This window comes from Brevundimonas poindexterae (assembly GCF_020524625.1).
Classification (GTDB): domain Bacteria; phylum Pseudomonadota; class Alphaproteobacteria; order Caulobacterales; family Caulobacteraceae; genus Brevundimonas; species Brevundimonas poindexterae_A.
Genome location: NZ_JAIVLL010000001.1, coordinates 242,469 through 262,756, shown reverse-complemented (window position 1 = coordinate 262,756; position 20,288 = coordinate 242,469). Strand labels below are relative to the sequence as shown.

Annotated in this window: 24 protein-coding genes; 6 read left to right on the top strand and 18 right to left on the bottom strand. The window is 66.7% G+C overall.

The window, feature by feature from the left end:
• Nucleotides 1-7 precede the first annotated feature (7 nt).
• From LC068_RS01375 to lipA, 11 genes are all read right to left on the bottom strand, one after another.
• The gene (locus LC068_RS01375; RefSeq protein ID WP_226633891.1) at nt 8-307 is read right to left on the bottom strand and encodes a DUF5076 domain-containing protein; all 300 of its coding nucleotides are present in this window, start codon (nt 305-307) and stop codon (nt 8-10) included.
• On the bottom strand, nt 304-1,662 hold the full coding sequence (locus LC068_RS01370; protein ID WP_226633889.1) for a pyruvate dehydrogenase complex E1 component subunit beta: 1,359 nt from the start codon (nt 1,660-1,662) through the stop codon (nt 304-306). The genes LC068_RS01375 and LC068_RS01370 overlap by 4 nt, the downstream gene beginning before the upstream one ends.
• 2 nt (nt 1,663-1,664) lie before the next feature.
• Nucleotides 1,665-2,684: a pyruvate dehydrogenase (acetyl-transferring) E1 component subunit alpha gene (gene pdhA, locus LC068_RS01365; RefSeq protein ID WP_226633887.1), complete on the bottom strand. Its 1,020-nt coding sequence runs from the start codon at nt 2,682-2,684 to the stop codon at nt 1,665-1,667.
• 117 nt (nt 2,685-2,801) lie between these two features.
• The gene (locus LC068_RS01360; RefSeq protein WP_209117693.1) at nt 2,802-3,122 is read right to left on the bottom strand and encodes an FtsB family cell division protein; all 321 of its coding nucleotides are present in this window, start codon (nt 3,120-3,122) and stop codon (nt 2,802-2,804) included.
• Nucleotides 3,123-3,235: 113 nt separating this feature from the next.
• Nucleotides 3,236-4,513, bottom strand: a complete 1,278-nt coding sequence (eno, locus tag LC068_RS01355) for a phosphopyruvate hydratase (RefSeq protein WP_226633885.1) — start codon at nt 4,511-4,513, stop codon at nt 3,236-3,238.
• 73 nt (nt 4,514-4,586) lie between these two features.
• Nucleotides 4,587-5,204, bottom strand: a complete 618-nt coding sequence (locus LC068_RS01350) for a hypothetical protein (protein WP_226633883.1) — start codon at nt 5,202-5,204, stop codon at nt 4,587-4,589.
• A 111-nt stretch (nt 5,205-5,315) separates the two neighbouring features.
• The gene (gene rpmF, locus LC068_RS01345; protein WP_209117699.1) at nt 5,316-5,498 is read right to left on the bottom strand and encodes a 50S ribosomal protein L32; all 183 of its coding nucleotides are present in this window, start codon (nt 5,496-5,498) and stop codon (nt 5,316-5,318) included.
• Nucleotides 5,499-5,607: 109 nt separating this feature from the next.
• Nucleotides 5,608-6,642: a GNAT family N-acetyltransferase gene (locus LC068_RS13855; protein ID WP_319002470.1), complete on the bottom strand. Its 1,035-nt coding sequence runs from the start codon at nt 6,640-6,642 to the stop codon at nt 5,608-5,610.
• Nucleotides 6,635-7,744: an NAD(P)/FAD-dependent oxidoreductase gene (locus tag LC068_RS01330; protein WP_226633881.1), complete on the bottom strand. Its 1,110-nt coding sequence runs from the start codon at nt 7,742-7,744 to the stop codon at nt 6,635-6,637. Before LC068_RS01330 ends, LC068_RS13855 begins: the two co-directional genes overlap by 8 nt.
• Nucleotides 7,741-8,193 (bottom strand): type II toxin-antitoxin system RatA family toxin, encoded by a 453-nt coding sequence (locus LC068_RS01325; RefSeq protein ID WP_226633879.1) that lies wholly within the window; start codon nt 8,191-8,193, stop codon nt 7,741-7,743. The genes LC068_RS01330 and LC068_RS01325 overlap by 4 nt, the downstream gene beginning before the upstream one ends.
• Nucleotides 8,194-8,200: 7 nt before the next feature.
• Entirely contained in the window at nt 8,201-9,175 is a 975-nt protein-coding gene (lipA, locus tag LC068_RS01320) for a lipoyl synthase (protein ID WP_226633877.1), read from the bottom strand.
• A 191-nt stretch (nt 9,176-9,366) separates the two neighbouring features.
• Between lipA and LC068_RS01315 the strand changes: the two genes are divergently transcribed.
• A complete protein-coding gene (locus tag LC068_RS01315) occupies nt 9,367-10,911 on the top strand; it encodes an AMP-binding protein (protein WP_404825192.1) in 1,545 nt (514 codons plus the stop codon).
• Between the two features lie 74 nt (nt 10,912-10,985).
• Nucleotides 10,986-11,384, top strand: coding sequence for a DoxX family protein (locus LC068_RS01310; protein ID WP_226633873.1), 399 nt, complete (start codon nt 10,986-10,988; stop codon nt 11,382-11,384).
• Here LC068_RS01310 and ygiD read toward each other — a convergent pair whose 3' ends face one another.
• The 4 genes from ygiD to LC068_RS01290 form a co-directional block, all read right to left on the bottom strand.
• A complete protein-coding gene (ygiD, locus tag LC068_RS01305; RefSeq protein WP_226633871.1) occupies nt 11,385-12,140 on the bottom strand; it encodes a 4,5-DOPA-extradiol-dioxygenase in 756 nt (251 codons plus the stop codon).
• A 2-nt stretch (nt 12,141-12,142) separates the two neighbouring features.
• Nucleotides 12,143-12,745 (bottom strand): NAD(P)H:quinone oxidoreductase, encoded by a 603-nt coding sequence (gene wrbA / locus LC068_RS01300; protein WP_226633869.1) that lies wholly within the window; start codon nt 12,743-12,745, stop codon nt 12,143-12,145.
• Nucleotides 12,746-12,831: 86 nt separating this feature from the next.
• Complete coding sequence (locus LC068_RS01295; protein WP_226633867.1) at nt 12,832-13,281, bottom strand: hypothetical protein; 450 nt, start codon at nt 13,279-13,281, stop codon at nt 12,832-12,834.
• A complete protein-coding gene (locus LC068_RS01290) occupies nt 13,278-14,171 on the bottom strand; it encodes a D-alanyl-D-alanine carboxypeptidase family protein (protein WP_226633864.1) in 894 nt (297 codons plus the stop codon). The genes LC068_RS01295 and LC068_RS01290 overlap by 4 nt, the downstream gene beginning before the upstream one ends.
• Nucleotides 14,172-14,283: 112 nt before the next feature.
• Between LC068_RS01290 and LC068_RS01285 the strand changes: the two genes are divergently transcribed.
• From LC068_RS01285 to LC068_RS01275, 3 genes are read left to right on the top strand one after another with little or no spacing between them, the layout of a single operon-like run.
• Entirely contained in the window at nt 14,284-15,672 is a 1,389-nt protein-coding gene (locus LC068_RS01285; protein WP_226633861.1) for an MFS transporter, read from the top strand.
• Between the two features lie 9 nt (nt 15,673-15,681).
• Nucleotides 15,682-16,479 carry a nucleoside triphosphate pyrophosphohydrolase gene (gene mazG, locus LC068_RS01280; protein ID WP_226633858.1) on the top strand — a complete coding sequence of 266 codons (798 nt, stop codon included), beginning with the start codon at nt 15,682-15,684 and terminating at the stop codon, nt 16,477-16,479.
• Complete coding sequence (locus LC068_RS01275) at nt 16,479-16,835, top strand: hypothetical protein (protein ID WP_226633856.1); 357 nt, start codon at nt 16,479-16,481, stop codon at nt 16,833-16,835. Before mazG ends, LC068_RS01275 begins: the two co-directional genes overlap by 1 nt.
• Nucleotides 16,836-16,841: 6 nt before the next feature.
• On the opposite strand, the gene LC068_RS01270 is transcribed toward LC068_RS01275, so the two are convergent.
• From LC068_RS01270 to hfq, 3 genes are all read right to left on the bottom strand, one after another.
• Nucleotides 16,842-17,969, bottom strand: coding sequence for a GNAT family N-acetyltransferase (locus tag LC068_RS01270; protein WP_226633854.1), 1,128 nt, complete (start codon nt 17,967-17,969; stop codon nt 16,842-16,844).
• A gap of 71 nt (nt 17,970-18,040) precedes the next feature.
• Nucleotides 18,041-19,369 (bottom strand): GTPase HflX, encoded by a 1,329-nt coding sequence (gene hflX, locus LC068_RS01265; RefSeq protein WP_226633852.1) that lies wholly within the window; start codon nt 19,367-19,369, stop codon nt 18,041-18,043.
• Nucleotides 19,370-19,444: 75 nt separating this feature from the next.
• Nucleotides 19,445-19,687 (bottom strand): RNA chaperone Hfq, encoded by a 243-nt coding sequence (gene hfq, locus LC068_RS01260; protein WP_123286626.1) that lies wholly within the window; start codon nt 19,685-19,687, stop codon nt 19,445-19,447.
• A gap of 171 nt (nt 19,688-19,858) precedes the next feature.
• On the opposite strand from hfq, the gene LC068_RS01255 reads away from it, so the two are divergent.
• Entirely contained in the window at nt 19,859-20,287 is a 429-nt protein-coding gene (locus LC068_RS01255) for a hypothetical protein (RefSeq protein WP_226633850.1), read from the top strand.
• Nucleotide 20,288: the final 1 nt, after the last annotated feature.

Genomic DNA, 20,288 nt, shown 5'->3' with positions numbered 1-20,288 from the left:
GCGACGCTCACTCCTTCTCGACGACGGTCTGGACGTCGTTGCGCTTCAGGATTTCCGAGAAGCCCTCGAGGATCAGATTATAGGCCTGGCGCTCGTCGTGGCCGTGACGAACGGCATAGCCGTGGGCCATGTGTTTCGCCGCCAGAGCCAGCATGTGGCCATACTGGCGGGGGTCGGTGAAGGCCGGCTTGACCGACATGACCGGCTCGCCCTTCGACCACCACATACGCGTCAGTTCGACGGCGTTCGGATCGGAGGCGACACTTTCCGGCGTCGTCAGCTGGAACTGGGTCGGCTCCTGGGTCATGCGGTCACCGCCTTCACCGCCTCGATGATCTTGTCGACGCCGGGCAGCGACAGGGCTTCCAGGTTGGCGGCATAGGGCAGCGGCACATCTTCCTGATGCACGCGCAACGGCGGCGCATCCAGATAGTCGAAGGCGTGCTCGATCACGCGAGCCACGACCTCGGCGCCGACGCCCATGGGGCCCCAGCCTTCCTCGGCCGAGACCAGACGGTTGGTCTTCTTCACGCTCTCCACGATGGTCTCGTGGTCCAGCGGTCGCAGGGTGCGCAGGTCGATGACCTCGGCCTCGATCCCCTCTTCCGCCAGCTTCTCGGCGGCCTGCAGGGCGAAGCCGACCATGCGGCTGTGGGCAGTGATGGTGACGTCGGTGCCTTCGCGGCGGACCTTGGCCTTGCCGATCGGCAGGACGTAGTCGTCCACCTCCGGCACATCGAACTCGAGGCCGTACATCATCTCGTGCTCGAGGAAGACGACGGGGTTCGGATCGCGGATGGCGGCCTTCAGCAAGCCCTTGGCGTCGGCTGCGTCATAGGGGGCGATGACCTTGAGGCCTGGAACCTGGGCGTACCAGGCCGAATAGTCCTGGCTGTGCTGGGCGGCGACGCGGCTGGCGGCACCGTTGGGTCCGCGGAACACGATGGGCGCCCGGATCTGGCCGCCCGACATGTAGAGGGTCTTGGCGGCCGAGTTGATGATGTGGTCGATGGCCTGCATGGCGAAGTTGAACGTCATGAACTCGACGATCGGCTTCAGCCCCGCCATGGCGGCGCCGACGCCCAGACCGGCAAAGCCGTGCTCGGTGATCGGGGTATCGACGACGCGCTTGTCACCAAACTCCTGCAGCAGCTCGCGGCTGACCTTGTAGGCGCCCTGGTACTGGGCGACCTCTTCCCCGATCAGAAAGACGTTCTCGTCGCGACGCATTTCCTCGGCCATGGCGTCGCGCAGGGCGTCGCGGATGGTGGTCTTGACCAGCTTGGCATCGGACGGGATTTCGGGGTCCTTCAGCTCGGTCTTCGGCTTGACCGGCGCATCGGCAGGCGCGCCTTCCGCGCCGGACCCGTCCTCGGCCTTCGCCTCCGCCTTGGGCGCTTCGGGAGCGGGGGCTGCCGCGCCATCGTCGCCCGACAGGCGGGCGATGGGGGTGTTGACCTTCACGCCCTCGGAGCCTTCGGCCACGAGGATTTCCAAAACTTCGCCCTCATCGACGGCCTCGACCTCCATGGTCGCCTTGTCCGTCTCGATCTCGGCGATCACCTGGCCGGCAGAGACGGTGTCTCCCGCCTTGATGTGCCATTTGGTCAGCGTGCCCTCTTCCATGGTGGGCGAGAGCGCCGGCATCAGAATGTCGGTCACGTTCAGGCCTCCACGTAGACGTCAGTGTAGAGCTCGGAGGGATCCGGCTCGGGGCTTTCCTGGGCGAACTGGACGGCCTCCGCGACGATGCTCTTGATCTCGGCATCGATGGCCTTGATCTCGTCCTCGGTCGCCTTGGCCTCGGCCAGCAGCTTCTTCACATGCTCGATCGGATCACGGGTCGTCTTGACAGTGTCGACCTCTTCCTTCGAACGATATTTGGCCGGATCCGACATGGAGTGGCCGCGGTAGCGATAGGTCTTCACCTCAAGGATATAGGGCCCCTCCCCGTCGCGCGCCCGCTTCACCGCCTTTGCCACGGCGTCGCGCACGGCGATGACGTCCATGCCGTCGACCTGCTCGCCCGGGATGCCGAAGCTGGCGCCGCGCTGGCTGAGATCGGTCGTCGACGACGAGCGCTCGATGCTCGTGCCCATGGCGTACTGATTGTTCTCGATGATGTAGATGGCCGGCAGCTTCCACAGCTGGGCCATGTTGAAGCTTTCGTAGACCTGCCCCTGGTTGGCCGCGCCATCGCCGAAATAGACGAAGGCGACCGAGTCATCGCCCCGGTAGCGGCCCGAGAAGGCCAGACCCGTGCCCAATGCGACCTGGGCGCCGACGATGCCGTGACCGCCATAGAAGCCGGTCGGCACGTCGAACATGTGCATCGAGCCGCCCTTGCCCTTGGACGAGCCGCCAATGCGACCGGTCAACTCGGCCATGACTTCCTTGGGGTCCATGCCGGCGGCCAGCATATGCCCGTGGTCGCGGTAGCCCGTGATGATCTTGTCGTGGCCCTGCTTGACGCTCTCCTGAACGCCGACCGCCACAGCTTCCTGCCCGATGTACAGGTGGCAGAAGCCGCCGATCAGGCCCATGCCGTACAACTGGCCCGCGCGCTCCTCGAAGCGGCGGATGAGCACCATCTCGCGATAGTAGCGCAGCAGGTCTTCCTTGGTCGCGGCCGGACCATTGGACCGCTTGGTCGATGTGGATTTCTGTGCGGCGGCTTTCGCCATCCGGGCCTCCCGGCTTTGCGGCCCGTCGCACCTGCGCGCGGCCTGTCATTACGAAAGCGGCTTTAGCAGCCTTCGTTCCGAAAACGCAAAGCGGCCCGTCCGGGCTGTAACATTAGTTTAGAGGGCAGGAGAAGACCGGTCTGCCGCGGGCGCAGGCAGGCTGACCCGGATCACGTGATCGGCCGGGTCGGCATAGCCGAGCAGCACCCGGGCCCGCTCTTCCAGAAGGTCGCGGGACAGGTGGTTGGTCTGCAGATAGCGGACACGCAGTTCCAGATCCTGCCGCTCGGCGGCCAGACGTTCAGCAGCCGCCTCGCGTTTGGCCAGGGTGGCGGCGCGCTCGTCTCCGGTCAGCAGTCCGTATTGCCCGGTCAGGGCCTGCACGCCCAGATAGAGCACGCTCAACGCGAGGACTGCGGACGGAAGGTAGGGTTTCATCCATTCAGGCACTGACAACGCTCCTTCTGAGCGTGAAAAACGGTTGTCAGAACCTGCACGAAAATGCCTAACGAACCGTAGCTTGGCCGTAGGATTTCAGCGGCGGGTGCCGCCTATTTCAGCAGCATGCCGTCGCCGAAATAGACGCCCTGGTCGCCCAGCATCTCCTCGATGCGGAGCAGCTGGTTGTATTTGGCCGTGCGGTCCGACCGCGCCAGCGAGCCGGTCTTGATCTGCCCGCAGTTGGTGGCCACAGCCAGATCGGCGATGGTCGAATCCTCGGTCTCGCCCGAGCGGTGGCTCATGACGGCGGTGTAGCCGGCACGGTGGGCCATATCGACCGCATCCAGGGTCTCGGAAAGCGTGCCGATCTGATTGACCTTGATCAGGATCGAGTTGGCCAGACCCTCGCCGATGCCGGCGGCCAGACGCACGGGGTTGGTCACGAACAGGTCGTCGCCGACCAGTTGCACCTTGTCGCCCAGACGGTCCGTCAGCAGCTTCCAGCCGTCGAAGTCGTCCTCGCCGCAGCCATCCTCGATCGAGACGATCGGGAAGCGTTCGCACAGGTCCGCGAGGTACGAGACCATGCCGTCCGAATCGAGCGTCTTGCCTTCGCCTTCAAGGTGATACTTGCCGTCCTTGAAGAACTCCGTCGAGGCGACGTCGAGCCCGAGGTGGAAATCTTCACCTGCCAGATAGCCGGCGGCTTGCCCGGCCCTGGTAATGAACTCCAGCGCCGCTTCGGCCGACGCCAGATTGGGGGCAAAGCCGCCCTCGTCGCCGACGTTGGTGTTGTGGCCGGCATCCTTCAGCGCCTTCTTCAGCGCATGGAAGATTTCGGTGCCCATGCGCAGGCCTTCCGAGAAGCTCTCGGCGCCCGTCGGCAGGATCATGAATTCCTGGATGTCGATCGGATTGTCGGCATGCGCCCCGCCGTTGATGATGTTCATCATCGGGGTCGGCAGAATGCGGGCGGTCACCCCGCCCACATAGCGGTGCAGCGGCAGGCCCGCCGAAATGGCGCTGGCCTTGGCGCAGGCCAGGCTGACTCCCAGAATGGCATTGGCGCCCAGACGGCCCTTGTTCGCCGTGCCGTCCAGGCCGATCAGGGTTTCGTCGATGCGCCGCTGATCCTCGGCGTCCATGCCGCTCAGGGCGTCGAAGATTTCGCCGTTGACGGCATCGACCGCCTTCATCACGCCCTTGCCACCCCACAGCGACTTGTCGCCATCGCGCAGTTCAACAGCCTCGTGGGCGCCGGTCGAGGCCCCCGAGGGCACAGCGGCCCGACCGAACGCACCGTCCTCGAGAGTCACATCCACCTCAACCGTCGGATTGCCCCGGCTGTCGAGGATCTGGCGGGCGGTGATGTCGGCGATGTCGGTCATGGCGTTCGGCTCGGGGCTGCGAAAGGATCAGGTCGCGGGGTTTAGCGCAGCCCCGACCAAACGCCAATCAGCCTCAGGCACAGCCCTCGACATACTGGATCGAGGGGCCACCGGCGTGGATGGCCATGACGGTGCCGTCGCGGCTGATCTCATAGACAATGCCGCGCGCCTGCGTGTCCTGGACATACTCCTCGCCGCCACCCCGGCTCCAGACCGTGACGTATTCGGCGGGGGCGTCCTGATACTTGTGCGGGGTGACCTGCGCCTGATCGCCATAGGCGCCCTTCACGCGCTCGGCGGTGTCTCCGACACGCAGGCCCTTGTCGGTCATCAGGTCCGAGGGCTCCGAAATCGAAATCCGGGTCAGCATCCCGTTTTCCACCATCAGCAGCATGCCCTCGGGTGCGCGCTCGGGGCGGAACTGGTCACAGGATTCGGGATCGGGCCCGCCGACGGCGTCCGGATTGGCATCCTCGCCCAGCGCCTCGACGACTTCGGCCCGGGTCATGCCGATGCGCAGCGGGCCCCAGCCCTCGCCCGTCAGGCTGACGGCCGTGGTGTCGCCGACGGTGGGATCGGTCGCGGCGGGCGGTGCGGTCGGTTCGGTCGGGGTCTCGGTCTCCGGGCTACAGGCCGCCATGAGGGCGACGACACCGACAGTGCCGAGGATGTTGCGGAGGGGATGACGCATGGGGGAACTCCTTGTGGGCTCAGACCGGAACGCAGAAAGCGCCGCCCGGTGCCCGGACGGCGCTTGAATCGCATATCTGCCCGTCCCCCGCGAGGGGCGGCGAGGAAGACCCTAGTCTTCGCTGGGCGTCAGCACCTGACGACCGCGATAGGTGCCGGTCTTCAGGTCGATGTGGTGGGGACGCTTCAGCTCGCCCGTGTCCTTGTCCTCGACATAGGCATTGGTGCCCAGCGAATCGTGGGCGCGACGCATGTTGCGACGCGAGGGGGATACTTTGCGCTTCGGAACGGCCATTTCCGTCTCAATTCTCGGTTAGGGGCACCCGATCGGGCGCGAAAACAGTTGCGGCGGCCCAGAAGAGCCGCCAGCGGAGGGCGGCTTATGCCTCAACACGCCGCAGAGTTCAAGCGCCCGGGCGCGCCTGCCAGTCTGCGCGCGAAACGGCGTAGTAGAGGCTGTCCTTCCACTCGCCGCCGACATGCCAGGTTCGCTCGGCAAAGCCGGTCTTTCGAAAGCCCAGGGTCTCAAGCAGGCGAATCGAGGCGCGGTTCTCCGGATCGACGTCCGCCGTCGCCTCGTCATGGTCGGTCAGGGCGAACAGCCGGGTGAGCACGGCGGTCGCGGCCTCTCGGGCGACGCCCTGCCCCCAATGGTCCGGGTGCAGGATGTAGCCGATGTCCGGTGCCTTCCAGAAACCCGCCTTGCCGATCACCTGGCCGTCCCGCTCGATCAGGAAGTCGAGACCGGAGTGCTGGTGGGCGATCATGCTGTCCAGCCAGTCACGCGTCTCCTGTAGCGTCTCGTGCGGGGGCGACGACCACCAGGTCATGGCCTCCGGGCGCGTGAAGACGGCGTGGAGCGCCTCCAAGTCGTCGGGGCGCGCGGGGCGAAGCGTCAGGCGGTGGGTGACGACGCGGTCGAGCGCCTTTTCCAGCACGGTGAAGGCCAGATCATCGCGCCGGGGCAGGCCGAAGCGAGGGTCCGTGGCGGGAAAGGGCCGGGTCTCGCCCGTGCGCCGATAGCCCCTCCGCTCGTACCAGGCGATCAGCTCATGCCGGTGGACGATAACCGTCATTTCCATCCGCCGGGCCCCGAAATGCCGGAAGGCATGGGCCTCTGCCGCAGCGATCAGCCGACGGCCCGTGCCCTGGGCCTGGAGGGTGGGGTCGACGGTCAGCATGCCGAGATAGGCGAGCCCCTCACCCCGGTCGGTGACATGCACGCAGCCGGTCAGGCCCGCGTCGGAGTCGGCGACCAGTACGACCTGATCCGGGGCCGACAGGGCGGCCAGCAGCGAGTCCCGGTCGATCCGGTTGCCGTCCAGCAGGTCGGCCTCATGCGTCCAGCCGCGTCGGGCGCTGTCGCCGCGGTAGGCGGCATGCACCAGAGCGTGGAGAGGTTCCAGATCTGCCGGGGTGGCGGGGCGGAACTCAGCCATTGAGCCGGTCCGCGACGATTTCGCCCAGCGCCAGCGAACTGGTCAGGCCCGGGCTCTCGATGCCGAACAGGGCAACCAGGCCTTCGAGGCCGTGGACCTCGGCGCCGTGGATCTGGAAGTCAGGCTGTTCCTCGCCGGGGCCGTGCAGTTTCGGCCGGATGCCGGCATAGTCAGGAACCAGACGTTCAGCATCCACATCTGGCCAGAAGCGACGGATATAATGAGCAAAGGTGTCGCGCTTGTCCGGATCTACGGAGTAGTCCTCGGCCTCGACAAAGGCGAGATCCGGCCCGAACACCCCCTGCCCGCCCAGATCCTTTCGATAGTGGGTTCCCAGCGCGCCCTTGATCGGCGGCGGATAGATCAGGCGGTTGAACGGGGCCGGTCCGGTCAGGCGGAAGTAGATGCCCTTGCCATAGTGGCCCTCGGGAATCCGGTCAGCAGGGTAGCCTTCGATGGCCCCGGCAACCGACTGGGCCGACAAGCCCGGCGCGGTGACCAGTTGGCGGGTCGTAACGGTCATGGCCCCCTCCCCGCCCACCCGCACCGAAAAGCCGCCGTCCGGAAGTGGCTCGGCGCCTTCGAACGGAGCGGAGATGACGACCGCACCCCCGGCCGCGGTGATCTCTCCCTCCAGAGCCGACATATAGCCGTGGCTGTCGAATACGCCGCTCTCAGGGGACAGGATGGCGGCATGGGCGTTCAGCGCGGGCTCGAGCGCCCGGGCCTGCTCGCCGGTCAGATGCTCCAGGCCTTCGACGCCGTTGATGGTGGCCTGTTCGAAGATCGCCTCGATCCGCGGGACCTCGGCCGCCTCGGTCGCCACGACCAGCTTGCCGCATTTCCAGTAGTCGACCTTGTGGCTGTCGAGGAAGGCGTACAGGCGCCGCCGCCCCTCGACGCAGGCCTGCGCCTTCAGCGAGCCCGTCGGATAGTAGAGCCCGCCGTGGATGACCTCGCTGTTCCGCGAGGACACGCCCTGACCGATGTGGGCTTCCTTTTCGAGAACCAGCACCGTCCGGCCCCGCTGGCTGAGCGCGTAGCCGCAGGCCAGGCCGACCGCGCCTGCTCCCACGACCACAGCGTCAAAGTCGAAGGTCATGGCTGGCCGTAGCGGCGGGCGGCTTCGGCCTCGAACTTGCGGATCAGGCTGTCGACGGCGCGGTCAAAATTGGCCCTGAGCATGGCGTCGAGGATGGGAGAGCGAAAGGCGAAGTCGATCATGAACTCCAGCCGGGTGCCGTCCGGATGGGGAAAGAACGCCCAGCGATTCTTCAGGTGCTTGAACGGCCCGCGGATCAGGCCGACCTCGACCTTCGGTGCATTGCGGTCATGCCGGACCCAGGTGGAGAAGCGCTCCTTGAGGAAGGCAAAGCCCACGCCGGCCTCGGCATCCAGCAGGCTGACGCCCTCGGTCTCCTCCCGCTCGTTCCAGACCCGCATGGAGGTCACCCAGGGCACGAAGTCCGGATAGGCGCGCACATCCGCCACCAGCGCGGCCAGCTGGTCCGGCGCATAGGGCAGGATTCGGGTCAGGGTATGGACGGCCAAGTCGCGACTAGCGCCCCGTCTGCGCCAGACGTGCGGCCTTCAGCCGGGCGAAGTCGTCTCCCGCATGGTGCGAGCTGCGGGTCAGGGGCGAGGCCGACACCATCAGGAAGCCCTTGGCCCGCGCGATGGCCTCATAGGACTTGAACTCGTCCGGCGTCACGAACCGGTCGATGGCCGCGTGTTTGCGGGTCGGCTGGAGGTACTGGCCGATGGTGATGAAGTCGACGCCGGCCGAGCGCATGTCGTCCATGACCTGCATGACCTCTTCCTTGGTCTCGCCCAGTCCGACCATGATGCCGGACTTGGTGAACTGGTTCGGGTCGCGTTCCTTCACCTGTTGCAGCAGGCGCAGGGAGTGGAAGTAGCGGGCGCCGGGCCGGATCTTCAGATACAGGCGCGGCACGGTCTCCAGGTTGTGGTTGAAGACGTCCGGCTTCGCGTCGATCATCACTTCGGCCGCCCCGTCCTTGCGCAGGAAGTCGGGCGTCAGGATTTCGATCGTCGTGGTCGGGGCCTGCAGGCGGATCTGGCGCACCACCTCGGCAAAGTGGGCGGCGCCCCCGTCAGCGACATCATCCCGGTCGACCGAGGTGATGACGACGTGATTCAGGCCGAGCTGGGCCACGGCCAGGCCGACCTTGGCCGGTTCCTCGGGGTCGAGCGGCTGGGGCAGTCCCGTCTTCACATTGCAGAAGGCACAGGCCCGCGTGCAGGTGTCGCCCATGATCATCAGGGTGGCGTGCTTCTGGCTCCAGCACTCGCCGATATTGGGGCAGGCCGCCTCTTCGCAGACGGTGACGAGGCCCTTGTCCTTCACGATGGACTTGGTCGCATTGTACTGGCCCGACCCGGGTGCCTTGACCCGCAGCCAGTCCGGCTTGCGCAGCACAGGCGATTCCGGCCGGTTGCGCTTTTCCGGGTGGCGCAGCTCGGCGGAGGACCGCTGCAGGGTATCGATCAGGGTGACCATGGCGTCGGACAATTGCGGGCGGCGGGAGGGCTCGGAAGCCGCTATGTCGGCCTTCGGGAACCGGATGGCAAGCCGTGTGGGCGTCGCACGGCCCCTCACGCCGTGTAACTTATCTTTTCAACCGGCGTTCTGCTCTCTAGTTTGCCCCGATTATCAAGGAGGGGCGCAGACCCCTCGCAGGGAGGATGCGTTTGTCGGCTGACATGCACGCCAAGGCCGCGCAGGAGACTATTTTCGACGCCCTGATCGCGGCGCGCGAAAAATATGGCGACAAGCCGATTCTCGAGGACCAGGACCGCAATCCCCTGACCTATACGGGCCTGATCCGAGCGGCCATGGTTCTGGGCCGCAAGATCGCCGCCCTGACCGAGCCGGGCGAGCGCGTGGCCATCCTGCTGCCCTCCAGCTCGGGCGTGGTCGTGACCTTCTATGGCCTGCACGCCATGGGCCGGGTACCGGTCATGCTCAACTTCACTTCGGGCGAACTGAACCTGAAGGCGGCGGTCCGCGCCGCGGGCGTCAAGAAAATCCTGTCGGCCCGGCGCTTCACAAGCCAGGCCAAGCTGGAGGACCTCGTCACCAGCCTGGAACAGGTGGCCGAAATCGTCTGGCTGGACGACATCCGCAAGTCGATCGGCCTGCCCGACAAGCTGTTCGGCCTGATGGCCGGCTTTTTCCCCAAACAGTTCCGCGTCGAGACGCGCCCGTCGGATGCAGGCGTGATCCTGTTCACCTCCGGCAGCTTCGGAAGCCCCAAGGGCGTGATGCTGAGCCAGTCGAACATGGTCTCGAACGTCCGCCAGGTCGCGACCCACATCGACCTCGACCCGGACTGGGTGATGTTCAACCCGCTGCCGACCTTCCACTGCTTCGGTCTGACCGGCGGCGTCCTGCTGCCGCTGCTGACCGGGATGAAGGCGTTCCAGTACCCCTCTCCCCTGCACTCCAAGCAGATCGTGGAACTGCTGCCCGAGGTGAAGGCCTCGATCCTGTTCGCGACCGACACCTTCCTGAACCAGTATGCCCGCGTCGCCGGGCCGGACGATTTCTCGACCCTGCAGTTCGTGGTCGCCGGCGCCGAGCGGGTGCGGGATGAGACGCACCATCTGTTCAACACCAAATTCGGCGGGTTGAAGCTGCTCGAGGGCTATGGCGCGACGGAAGCGGCGCCGGTGGTGGCGGTCAATCACCCGGACCGCAACCGGCCGGGCACCGTCGGCCAGATGCTGCCGGACATGGAATGGCGGGTGGACCCGGTTCCCGGCATCGAGACGGGCGGCCGGCTCTACCTGCGCGGTCCCAATGTCATGGCGGGCTATATCGCCGAGGATGATCCCGAGCGGCTGGAACCCCTCAAGGACGGCTGGCACGACACCGGCGACATCGTCGACATCGACGCCGACGGCTATGTCAGCATCCTGGGCCGCGTGAAGCGGTTCGCCAAGGTCGGCGGCGAGATGATCAGCCTGACGGCGGTCGAGGGGCTGGCCAGCGCGGTCTGGCCCGAGTCGCGCCACGCCGTCGTAGCCGTGCCCGACAGCCGCAAGGGCGAAAAGCTGGTGCTGGTCACCGACCGGATCGACGCCGAGGCCTCACGCCTGACCGAATGGGCGCGCAGCCACGGCGCGCCGGATCTGGCCGTGCCCAAGCGGATCATGAAGGTCAGTGAGGTCCCCGTCCTTGGCACTGGAAAGACCGACTATGTCGCCATCCAGCGTATGGTCGAGGGTGAGGCCGAGGCGGCCTGAGGGCCCGCGAACAGCGATTGATCTGGAACCTTGGCTATTGCAGTATCCCGGCACAATTCAGGGAGGCTGAAACCATGTTCGATTCGCTTGAGCGTCACAGCCCGATGGCCCTTGCCGGGCTGCGGGTCATTTCCGGTCTCATGTTCATGCAGCACGGGGCGCAGAAGATCTTCTCGTTTCCCGCAGAAGCCATGGGCCCGTTTCAGCTGATGAGCCAGATGGGCATTGGCGGCGTGCTGGAGTTGGTCGGTGGGGCGCTGATCGTGCTCGGCCTGTTCACCCGGCCGGTCGCTTTCATTCTGTCGGGCATGATGGCCGTGGCCTATTTCCAGTTCCACGCTTCGACGGGCGGTCTCTATCCGCTGGTGAACGGCGGCGAACTGGCGGCGCTCTACTGCTGGGTGTTCCTGTTCATCTTCTTCGCCGGCCCGGGTGCCTTCAGCGTCGACGGCATGCTGGCGAAGAAGCGCTGATCAGCCGATCCGGACCCCGGTCATCGAGATCGAGCCGCCCTCGATCCGGTCGTTGAAAAAGGCGACCGGATCGTCAGGCCGGGCCTGGGCCGCCACGTAGAGCAGCGGCAGGAAATGCTCGTCCGTGGGCACGCTGAGCGTGGCGTTGTCCGCGAGGTCCATCCAGTGGATCAGGCGGTCGTGATCCCCGGCCACCAGGGCGGCCTTGACCGCCTCGTTGAACGTCAGCGCCCAGTCGTAGGGCTCGCCGCCGGCGCGCTTCCATGTCCGCAGATTGTGCACGAAGTCGCCGGACCCGGCGATGACGATATCCTCGTCCCGAAGGGCATTCAGGCCCTTGGCGAGATCATAGTGACCCTGCGCGTCGAGCGTCCGGTCCAGCGACAGCTGGACGATCGGGACGTCCGCGTCCGGCCAGACATGGGCCAGCACGGACCAGGTGCCGTGGTCGAGGCCCCACTGGTCCGTGGGGGTCGCGCCCGTCAGGTCGGCAACCCGCGCCGCGAGCTCCGGAGAGCCGGGCGCGGGGTACTGAAAGGCATGCAGTTCGGGCGGGAAACCGCCAAAGTCGTGGAGGGTTTCGGGCCTCGCCATGGCGGTGACGGCCAACCCCCGGGTCTCCCAATGGGCCGAAACCATCACCACGCCGCGCGGCTTGCCGAGGTCCTGCCCCAGCTGGCGCCACCCCTCGGCCCAGGGGCCGCCCAGGGCGTTCATGGGAGACCCGTGGCCGAAGAAGAGGGCGGGCACCGCCATCGTCAGCCGAACAGCTTCTTCGCGGTTTCCGCGGCGATCCGGCCCTGGAAGCGCGCGCCCTCGAGCTCGTTGTCGCTGGGCATGCGCGATCCGTCGCCGCCGGTGATCGTGGTTGCGCCATAGGGCGAGCCGCCGGTGATCTCGTCCATCCGCATCTGGCCCTGCCAGGTGTAGGGCAGGCCGACCACCAGCATGCCGTGGTGCATGATGGTCTGGATCAGGCCGATGAGGGTCATCTCATTGCCGCCGTGCTGGGTGGCGGTCGAGGTGAAGGCCCCGCCCACCTTGTTGGCCAGCTTGCCGTTGGCCCACAGGCCTCCGGTCTGGTCGAGGAAGTTCCGCATTTGCGAGGCCGCCGTGCCGTAGCGCGTGCCGGCCCCGATCAGGATGGCGTCATAGTCGGCCAGATCCTCGACCTTGGCGATCGGGGCTTCCTGGTCGAGTTTGTAGCCGCTCTTCTTCGCCAGCTCCTCGGGCACCAGTTCCGGGACCCGCTTGATATCCACGGTCGCGCCTTCGACCTCGCGCGCGCCCTCGGCAATGGCCTGGGCCATGCGCTCCACGTGGCCGTAAGTGGAATGATAGAGGACCAGAACCTTGGGCATGGGAAATCTCCTGAGTCGGATATGTAACTGCAACAGTGTCGAAATAGGCTATGCCCTCGCCCCGTCAAGGGGCACCGACCAGAAAGTCAGAAAGGGCAGACCCGCTGATAGAAGGCGTCGGACCCCGGAACGGTTGCGCCCTGCGCCAGAAGGTAGCGGTGCTCGACGACCGAGGCCTGCTGCTCGATGTTCAGTCCGTCCCACGCGACATCGGCGTCGCAGCGATAGGCGTAGGCCTTCGGCCCGTCCCCTGCCCTGAGCTTGCCGATCAGGAGATTGATGCCCTGCTGGGCCTGCCAGACATGCACCAGTTCATGGACAAGGGTGGCGCGTCGGCGAAGGGGGCCCTGCGACAGGTCCTCGCCCCAGCTGGTGGGCGGCCAGAAGATCCAGCTGCGACCGGCGAACCGGCCCGGGACGAACGCGCGCCTGAGAAACGCCGGCAGCCGCACCAAGCGAACCGCCTCCAGGTCGATCCCGTCGCCGAAGACCGAGCGGGCCAGGTCGATCTCTCCGTCCATAAGGGCGCGGATCATTCGCCCGCCAGCGGCGAGGTATGGGGATAGGGCGCCAGCCGCTCGGAGTTCAGGATTTCTGTGGTCGGGCCGGTCCACTCCCAGTGCCAGGGCTCATAGGCATAGGGCACAAAGCCAAAACGGGCGGCATTTTCCACCAGCCAGCGATAGGCCGGGCCGCGGGACTGGTGCCTGCGGTTTGCCCAGCGGGTTGAGTCGACGCCATGCCCCGCAAGGTGACCGACATAGAGGTCGATGGCCGTTCCGGTCCGGTGCGGCGAGCAGGCGGCGCGCCGCAAGCCGTCGCAGTTCCGCTCGGTCGCGCACCGGGCAGCGTCGGCGTCGGGATCACGATAGCTGGAGAAGATCTGGAGAAGCTCGGGGTTGTCGGCGATCTCCGGAACCTCGGCCCGCGCCGCCCGAACCATCAGGCGGTAAGCGTTCAAGACATCGTATTGCAGCAGCCGCACCATCCGGTCGGCGTGCTCCTCGCCGGGATCGAGATAGCCGAGCTCGCTCTGGGGCGGGGGGTCAGGGCAGATGTCGGCCACGCGGGCCATGACGAACGGTCGGCGTTCCTGCCAGACCCCCTTGAAAACCTGGAAGGTGCCCCGGTCGAACAGGCCGTTCGGAACGCGATTGTAGCGTTTCTGGAAGGCGGCGAGGGCTTGGGCGAAACCGGGCGAATCCGGCGCGCAGCGTGTGCCGATCTCCTTCTGGATCAGCGGCAGGTAGGTCAGCCACCCGCGTTCCGTCTGATCGAAGGGCTGCCACATCAGCCATTTGACCGAATAGCCGTTGACCACGGCGATCCCCCGAAAGCCGGGCGCCGCGTTGCAGTCTTCCTGCGCCAGGGCGGGACTGGCCAGACCAACCAGCAGGACCACCAGCGCTATTGCGAACCTCGTCATGGTCCCGAGCAAGCCCCAGCCGGGCCCCGAGGGCAAGGGGGCAGTTGCGTCGCGTGAATTCGCGCTATGACAGGGATGGCGGACGACTCGTGCCGTCATCAAGGGGATACCCATGTCGACCGCCGCCCCGCCCCGTCGCCTGCCCAACCGGACGCTGGCTGCCTTTTCGGCCGCGTGCCTGCCCTATGCGGCGCTGGGCCTGCCCGTCTATGTGACCCTGCCCGAGTTCTACGCCAGCCACGTCGGCGTGGATCTGGCGCTGGTCGGGGTGATCTTTCTGGTCATCCGGCTGGCCGACATCTTCGTTGACCCGGCGCTGGGCATGGTGATCGACCGTACGCACAGCCGGTTCGGGCGCTATCGGCTCTGGATGGGATTGGCGGCCCCGCTGCTGATGCTGGCGGTCGGCATGCTGTTCATGGTGAAGCCCGGTGCCGGGGGCGCCTATCTGACCGTCTGGCTGGTCCTTATGTCGCTGGGCTTTTCGGTCAGCCTGCTGTCTCAGGTCAGCTGGGCCTCGACGCTGACCAGCGACTACGACCAGCGATCGCGTATCTACGGCTGGTGGCAGACCGCCAACATCGTCGGCGTACTGGTCGTGCTGCTGATCCCGGCCCTCGTCCAGAACCTCGGGCTGGGGGACTATGCGGCCGCGGTGCGCTGGCAGGGACTGTTCATCATCGTGGCCCTGCCCCTGACGCTTGCGGTGACCTTTGCCTTCACGCCCGAGCCGAAGCATGGCCCGACGCCCGACCGGGCCAGCCGGTTCGCCTATCTTCGGCTGTTCCGACTGCCGGTGCTCCAGCGGCTTCTGACCGCCGACCTCATGCTGGGTATCGCGCGCGGCGTGGTCGGCGCCCTGTTCTTCTATTTCTTCGAGGCCGTGCGCGGGTTCGAGCGGGCCGAGACCTCCATCCTGCTGCTGGTCTATTTCGTCGCCGGTCTGGCCGGGGCACCGGCCTGGAGCGCGCTGGCTGTGCGGATGGGCAAGCACGGGGCCCTGGTGCTGGCCTGCGTCTATTTCGCCGTCACCCTGCTGCTGGCCAGCTTTGCCGGACCGGTACTCGTGCCGCTGGCGGAAGCGGCCGGCCTCGGCAGTGCCGAGGTTCTGGTCGCCGGGCTGATGGTGGCTCTGGTCGGATTGGCCTTTGCCTCGGGAGACCTGTTGCTGCGGGCCATGATGGCCGATGTCGCCGACCAGGTCCGGCTGGACGAAGGCGCGGACCGCACCGGCCTGCTGTTCTCGATCCTGACCGCCACGTCCAAGCTGGGATACGCCGTGTCCGTCATGACCTTCGCCGGCCTGCGCATGACCGGCTTCGATCCCGCGCTGGGGGGCCAGAACAGTGCGACGGCCCTGGCCTGGCTTCAGGCCATGTTCGCGGGCCTGCCGGCCCTTTGCCTTGCGATCGGAGCTTTCGCCCTGTGGCGCTATCCGCTGGACCAGAAGCGCCATGCTGAAATCCGGGCGGCGCTGGATGCGCGCGGCGCGACCGGCTAGGTCGGGACCATGAGTGCATCCCCCTCCCCCCTCGACCGGCTGCGCGCCATCATGGTGCGTCTGCGCGACCCCGTGACCGGCTGTCCCTGGGACGTCGAACAGACGTTTGCGACCATCGCCCCCTATACGCTGGAGGAAGCCTATGAGGTCGCCGACGCCATCGAGCGCGGCGATCACGACGAGCTGAAATCCGAGCTGGGCGACCTGCTCTTCCAGGTCGTCTTCCACGCCCGCATGGCCGAGGAGCAGGGCCTGTTCGACTTTGACGCGGTGGCGACCGCCATTGCCGACAAGCTGGAGCGCCGCCACCCGCACGTCTTCGGCGAGGAGGCCGCACGGGCGGACGCCGTCTCACAGAAGGCCCGCTGGGAGGACATCAAGGCCGCCGAGCGCAAGGCGAAGGCCCAGCACGGCGTGCTGGACGATGTGCCCGTCGGCCTGCCGGCGCTGGCCCGGGCGGCCAAGCTGACCAAACGGGCGGCCCGCGTCGGTTTTGACTGGCCGTCGACGGACGAGGTCTTTGCCAAGCTCGACGAGGAGGTCGCCGAGCTGAAGGTCGAGATCGCCGCCGGGTCCAACGCGCGGATGAAGGACGAGGTGGGTGACCTGTTGTTCGTCCTTGCCAATCTGGCGCGCAAGCTGGGCGTGGAGCCCGAGGATGCGCTGCGCGGCGCCAATGCCAAATTCGTCCGCCGGTTCGCCTTCATCGAGGCGGAACTGGCGAAGGACGGCCGCACGCCCGATCAGTCGAATCTCGCCGAGATGGACGCCCTGTGGAATGCGGCCAAGGGGACGGAGCGCGGCTGATGGGCCCCCTGCCCCCGGACTGGACGCCCGCCGATATCGAGGCGCTGATCGTTGAAAACGACCCGGACAAAATGCCCTATGTGCCGGTCGCCGTGTCCATGGGCTGTGACGAGGCCGATCGGGACTGGGCCGAATCCGTCTGCGTGCGCCTGACCTCGCATCCGCTCGAATGGGTGCGCGGCAATGCCATCCTAGGCTTCGGCCATCTGGCCCGCGAGTTCCGCACCCTGGATCGAACCGTGGTCGAGCCGCTGGTCCGGCAAGCGTTGGCTGACCCGTCGTCCGTGGTGCGCGGTCAGGCCGAGGCCGCTGCGGACGACATCACGCACTTTCTCGGCTGGTCTCCGCGACCCTAGGGTCGGTCAGTCGGCGCCGCCCAGACGTCTGGGGATAGCTCGCATGGCATCGACCAGCGCCATGGCCCGGCCGGCTGCCGTCGGGTCGACCGCCGCGATATGGTCCAGCCGCCGCTGCACCTTGGCCAGTGGTGCATCGATGCCCGAGGCCCAGTCGGTCGAGCCGAGCGTGATCAACCCGCCTGCGCGGCTGTCGGTCAGGGTCAGCCCGACACCAACCGACATCTGGGTTGAGGAGAAGGGCTGTTTGTAGTGGTCGTGCCCGGGGCCGAGGTCATAGACCCGGATGCCGAGATCCGGCATGGCGCGGATGACCTGGTCCAGGAAGGCGTTGCCCGGCGAGGCGGCGACAAGGGCCGGGTTGGTGGACGCAATCCACGGGTGATAGATGCCATTCGCGATCACGCCGAAATGGCCGCCGGTAAGGGTGTCGCCTGCGTGCAGGGTCAGCATCAGTCCGCCAAAGCGCGGCGTCTCAGTCTCGAACAGGCTGGACATGAGCCCGCGGACCCAGGCCGGGCGCAGCACGTCCTGCAGGCCCGTGCGGCGAAACTGCTCCGACTTCCATGCCAGCAACTGGTCGAAGTCGGCACGGTCGCGACTGGCGCGCAACTCCAGGGGACCGATGTCGGCCAGACGGTTGAGCAGTCGGCGGTAGTTCTTGAAGCGCTTCGGATTGGAGGCCCGTAGCGCCTCCATATAGGCGTCCGGGCCTTCGGGCAGTTCGATGGCAAACGCCGTGGGGCCGACCGCAATCCTGTCGAACAGGCCGTACGGGTCGATCAGACCGATGTGGCGGAAGGCGCGCACGTCCGCGAGGGCCAGGGCTTCCCGACCGTCGAACCCCGGAGCGGGGCCCGTCACCAGAGCGTGGTAATCGGCAAAGGGCGCGCCGAGCGGGCGGGCAAACCCGCGGGGCCGACGGTGTAGGCCGAGGAAGCCCACGACCTCATCGCCGCGTCGATAGGTAACGACCTCGGCATCCTCGCGCACCCGCCCGACGGCGCGCGCGAAGTCCGGTCCCATCAGCGGATTGGCAAAGGCCGGCTGTTGTCCCTGAAAGGCGCGCCAGGTGTCGGCCTCAGCCTCAGGCAACGCGGCGGCAGGGCAGCGGGTGGCGATAATCTGTGCCATTCAGGGAGGCTTTCAGCGCAATAGGCCGTTGGAGCCATCGCCCCAGCAAATCTCTCGCCGCTCCAGCGGGGTCAGCCCGTGAACAGTCGCTGATATCGGCCCAGCGCCGGTTCCGACAGGCGAACGGTCAACCGGGTGCGGCCTTCGGGGTCGGAGCTGCGCTCCGTGATGCGGCCATGCTCATACAGCCAGGCCAGGGCCTCTCCATCCTGGGGTTCGAGCGTCAGGTGGATCTCGGCATCGGTGTCGATGCGTTCTGCGATCGCCTGGCGCAGGGCATCGAGGCCCTCGCCCGTCAGGGCCGAGACCGCGACGGCGCCCTCGACCTCGGACCGCGCGACCATGGCCGCGCGGCTGTCGGCGTCCAGACGGTCGATCTTGTTCCAGACCTCGAGCGTGCGGGCCTGAAGCGTGCCTTCGCCCTCGCCGTCTGCCTGGCTGATCCGGGCCAGCACGGTCTCGACGTCCTTTGCCTCCGCCTCGGTCTCGGGGCTGGAGATGTCGCGCACGTGCAGGATCAGGTCGGCCTCGGCCACCTCTTCCAGCGTGGCGCGGAAGCTCTCGACCAGCTCGTGGGGCAGGTCAGAGATGAACCCCACGGTGTCAGCGATCAGAGCCGAGCGCCCCTGCGGCAGACGGATCAGACGCTGCGTCGGATCCAGCGTGGCGAACAGCAGGTCCTTGGCCATCACCTCGGCCCCGGTCAGGTGGTTGAACAGGGTCGATTTGCCCGCATTGGTATAGCCGACCAGGGCGACGGTCGGGAACGGCACCTTCTTGCGGGCCGTGCGGTGCAGGCCGCGCGTGCGTCGCACGTCCTGCAGGTCGCCCTTCAGCTTGACGATGCGGTCGGCGATCAGGCGGCGGTCCAGCTCGATCTGGGTTTCACCCGGACCGCCGGTCGAGCCCGTGCCGCCGCGCTGACGTTCCAGGTGGGTCCAGGTGCGGACGAGGCGCGAGCGTTCGTACTCCAGCCGCGCCAGTTCGACCTGCAGGCGCCCCTCTCGCGTGCGGGCGCGGCGGCCGAAGATCTCGAGGATCAGGCCGGTCCGGTCGATGACCTTGGCCTCCCATGCCTTTTCCAGATTGCGCTGCTGCACCGGGGTAAGGGCGTCGTCGATGACGACGACCTCGGCCTCGGCGGCCCGGACCAGGGCGGCCATTTCCTCGACCTTGCCCGAGCCAAACAGGGTGGCGGGTGTCGTGCGGCGAAGGGTGATCACCTCCTGGCCCCGCACGTCGAGGTCCAGCGCCTCGGCGAGGCCGACGGCTTCGTCCAGCCGGTCGTGCGGGCGACGCGCGGACGCACTGCCCGCAGCACGGTCAGGGTGGAGGACGAGCGCCCGAACGGGCGGAGCGGTGTGATCGATCAGGGGCGTCGGCACGCGGGTTCCGGACAAGAAGAGGACAGGGGCATCCCGTTCGCAAACGAACGGACAGGACCACAGGCTCCCTCAGGCACCGGACCGGACAGATCAGTCCTGATCTTCGGGCTCGCGCAGATCGACCGGAGCCGAGGGCATGATGGTGGAAATGGCGTGCTTGTAGACCAATTGCGACTGGCCATCGCGACGCAGCAGCACGCAGAAATTGTCGAACCAGGTGACGATGCCCTGCAGCTTGACGCCGTTGACGAGGAAGATGGTCAGCGGGGTCTTGGTCTTGCGGACCGTGTTGAGGAAGGTGTCCTGAAGGTTCTGACGCTTGTCTTGCGACATGGCAGGTTGATCCTGTTCTTGATTGTTGTCCGGCGCAGGGAGGCGGCCGGAGCCGCGATCTGCCGCGACGGGGCCAACCTAACGCGATCTTCGGCGGGCGCAATGCAAGCGGACGGCAAGCCGGCAGAATCGTGTCAGCTTTTACCGCCTGGAACGGGTGGAGGTCGGTTTATGATCAAGGTTTCGTGGCGCCGCTTGCGGACCGGCGTGTTTATCCTGTCGTTCGGCTTGGGAGCGACCGGACTGGCGGCGGCAGGGGTCGTGGCGAATGACAGTGATCCGGGAGATGGCGTATATTCATTTCCCCTGCCCAGCGGGCACGTGGCTATGACCGCTCTGGAGGAGCCCTTGGTTGGCTATACCCGGCCCGGCCATACGATCCGGGTCTGTGTGACCCGTGGCGTACCACCAAGGGAATATCTGCTGCTCAGCCGTATCTGTAAGGTCGACGGGCAGCGGTGCAGCGTTTTCGTCGCGGTTCCTGACCATGATGCGAGCATGGTTTTGAGGACGTACGACATTGGCAATCCGCCTGTTGTTGCAGGCTCTGATGACCTTTGTGTCCGCCCGGAATTCATACCGGATGGCCGTCTGGGCTGAT

Excerpts from the sequence above, each read along its gene's own strand:
- LC068_RS01375 (WP_226633891.1), bottom strand. The coding sequence starts at position 307 with ATGACCCAGGAGCCGACCCAGTTCCAGCTGACGACGCCGGAAAGTGTC.
- pdhA (WP_226633887.1), bottom strand. The coding sequence starts at position 2,684 with ATGGCGAAAGCCGCCGCACAGAAATCCACATCGACCAAGCGGTCCAAT.
- LC068_RS01360 (WP_209117693.1), bottom strand. The coding sequence starts at position 3,122 with ATGAAACCCTACCTTCCGTCCGCAGTCCTCGCGTTGAGCGTGCTCTAT.
- eno (WP_226633885.1), bottom strand. The coding sequence starts at position 4,513 with ATGACCGACATCGCCGACATCACCGCCCGCCAGATCCTCGACAGCCGG.
- LC068_RS01350 (WP_226633883.1), bottom strand. The coding sequence starts at position 5,204 with ATGCGTCATCCCCTCCGCAACATCCTCGGCACTGTCGGTGTCGTCGCC.
- rpmF (WP_209117699.1), bottom strand. The coding sequence starts at position 5,498 with ATGGCCGTTCCGAAGCGCAAAGTATCCCCCTCGCGTCGCAACATGCGT.
- LC068_RS13855 (WP_319002470.1), bottom strand. The coding sequence starts at position 6,642 with ATGGCTGAGTTCCGCCCCGCCACCCCGGCAGATCTGGAACCTCTCCAC.
- LC068_RS01330 (WP_226633881.1), bottom strand. The coding sequence starts at position 7,744 with ATGACCTTCGACTTTGACGCTGTGGTCGTGGGAGCAGGCGCGGTCGGC.
- LC068_RS01315 (WP_404825192.1), top strand. The coding sequence starts at position 9,367 with ATGCACGCCAAGGCCGCGCAGGAGACTATTTTCGACGCCCTGATCGCG.
- LC068_RS01310 (WP_226633873.1), top strand. The coding sequence starts at position 10,986 with ATGTTCGATTCGCTTGAGCGTCACAGCCCGATGGCCCTTGCCGGGCTG.
- ygiD (WP_226633871.1), bottom strand. The coding sequence starts at position 12,140 with ATGGCGGTGCCCGCCCTCTTCTTCGGCCACGGGTCTCCCATGAACGCC.
- wrbA (WP_226633869.1), bottom strand. The coding sequence starts at position 12,745 with ATGCCCAAGGTTCTGGTCCTCTATCATTCCACTTACGGCCACGTGGAG.
- LC068_RS01295 (WP_226633867.1), bottom strand. The coding sequence starts at position 13,281 with ATGATCCGCGCCCTTATGGACGGAGAGATCGACCTGGCCCGCTCGGTC.
- LC068_RS01290 (WP_226633864.1), bottom strand. The coding sequence starts at position 14,171 with ATGACGAGGTTCGCAATAGCGCTGGTGGTCCTGCTGGTTGGTCTGGCC.
- LC068_RS01285 (WP_226633861.1), top strand. The coding sequence starts at position 14,284 with ATGTCGACCGCCGCCCCGCCCCGTCGCCTGCCCAACCGGACGCTGGCT.
- mazG (WP_226633858.1), top strand. The coding sequence starts at position 15,682 with ATGAGTGCATCCCCCTCCCCCCTCGACCGGCTGCGCGCCATCATGGTG.
- LC068_RS01275 (WP_226633856.1), top strand. The coding sequence starts at position 16,479 with ATGGGCCCCCTGCCCCCGGACTGGACGCCCGCCGATATCGAGGCGCTG.
- LC068_RS01270 (WP_226633854.1), bottom strand. The coding sequence starts at position 17,969 with ATGGCACAGATTATCGCCACCCGCTGCCCTGCCGCCGCGTTGCCTGAG.
- hfq (WP_123286626.1), bottom strand. The coding sequence starts at position 19,687 with ATGTCGCAAGACAAGCGTCAGAACCTTCAGGACACCTTCCTCAACACG.
- LC068_RS01255 (WP_226633850.1), top strand. The coding sequence starts at position 19,859 with ATGATCAAGGTTTCGTGGCGCCGCTTGCGGACCGGCGTGTTTATCCTG.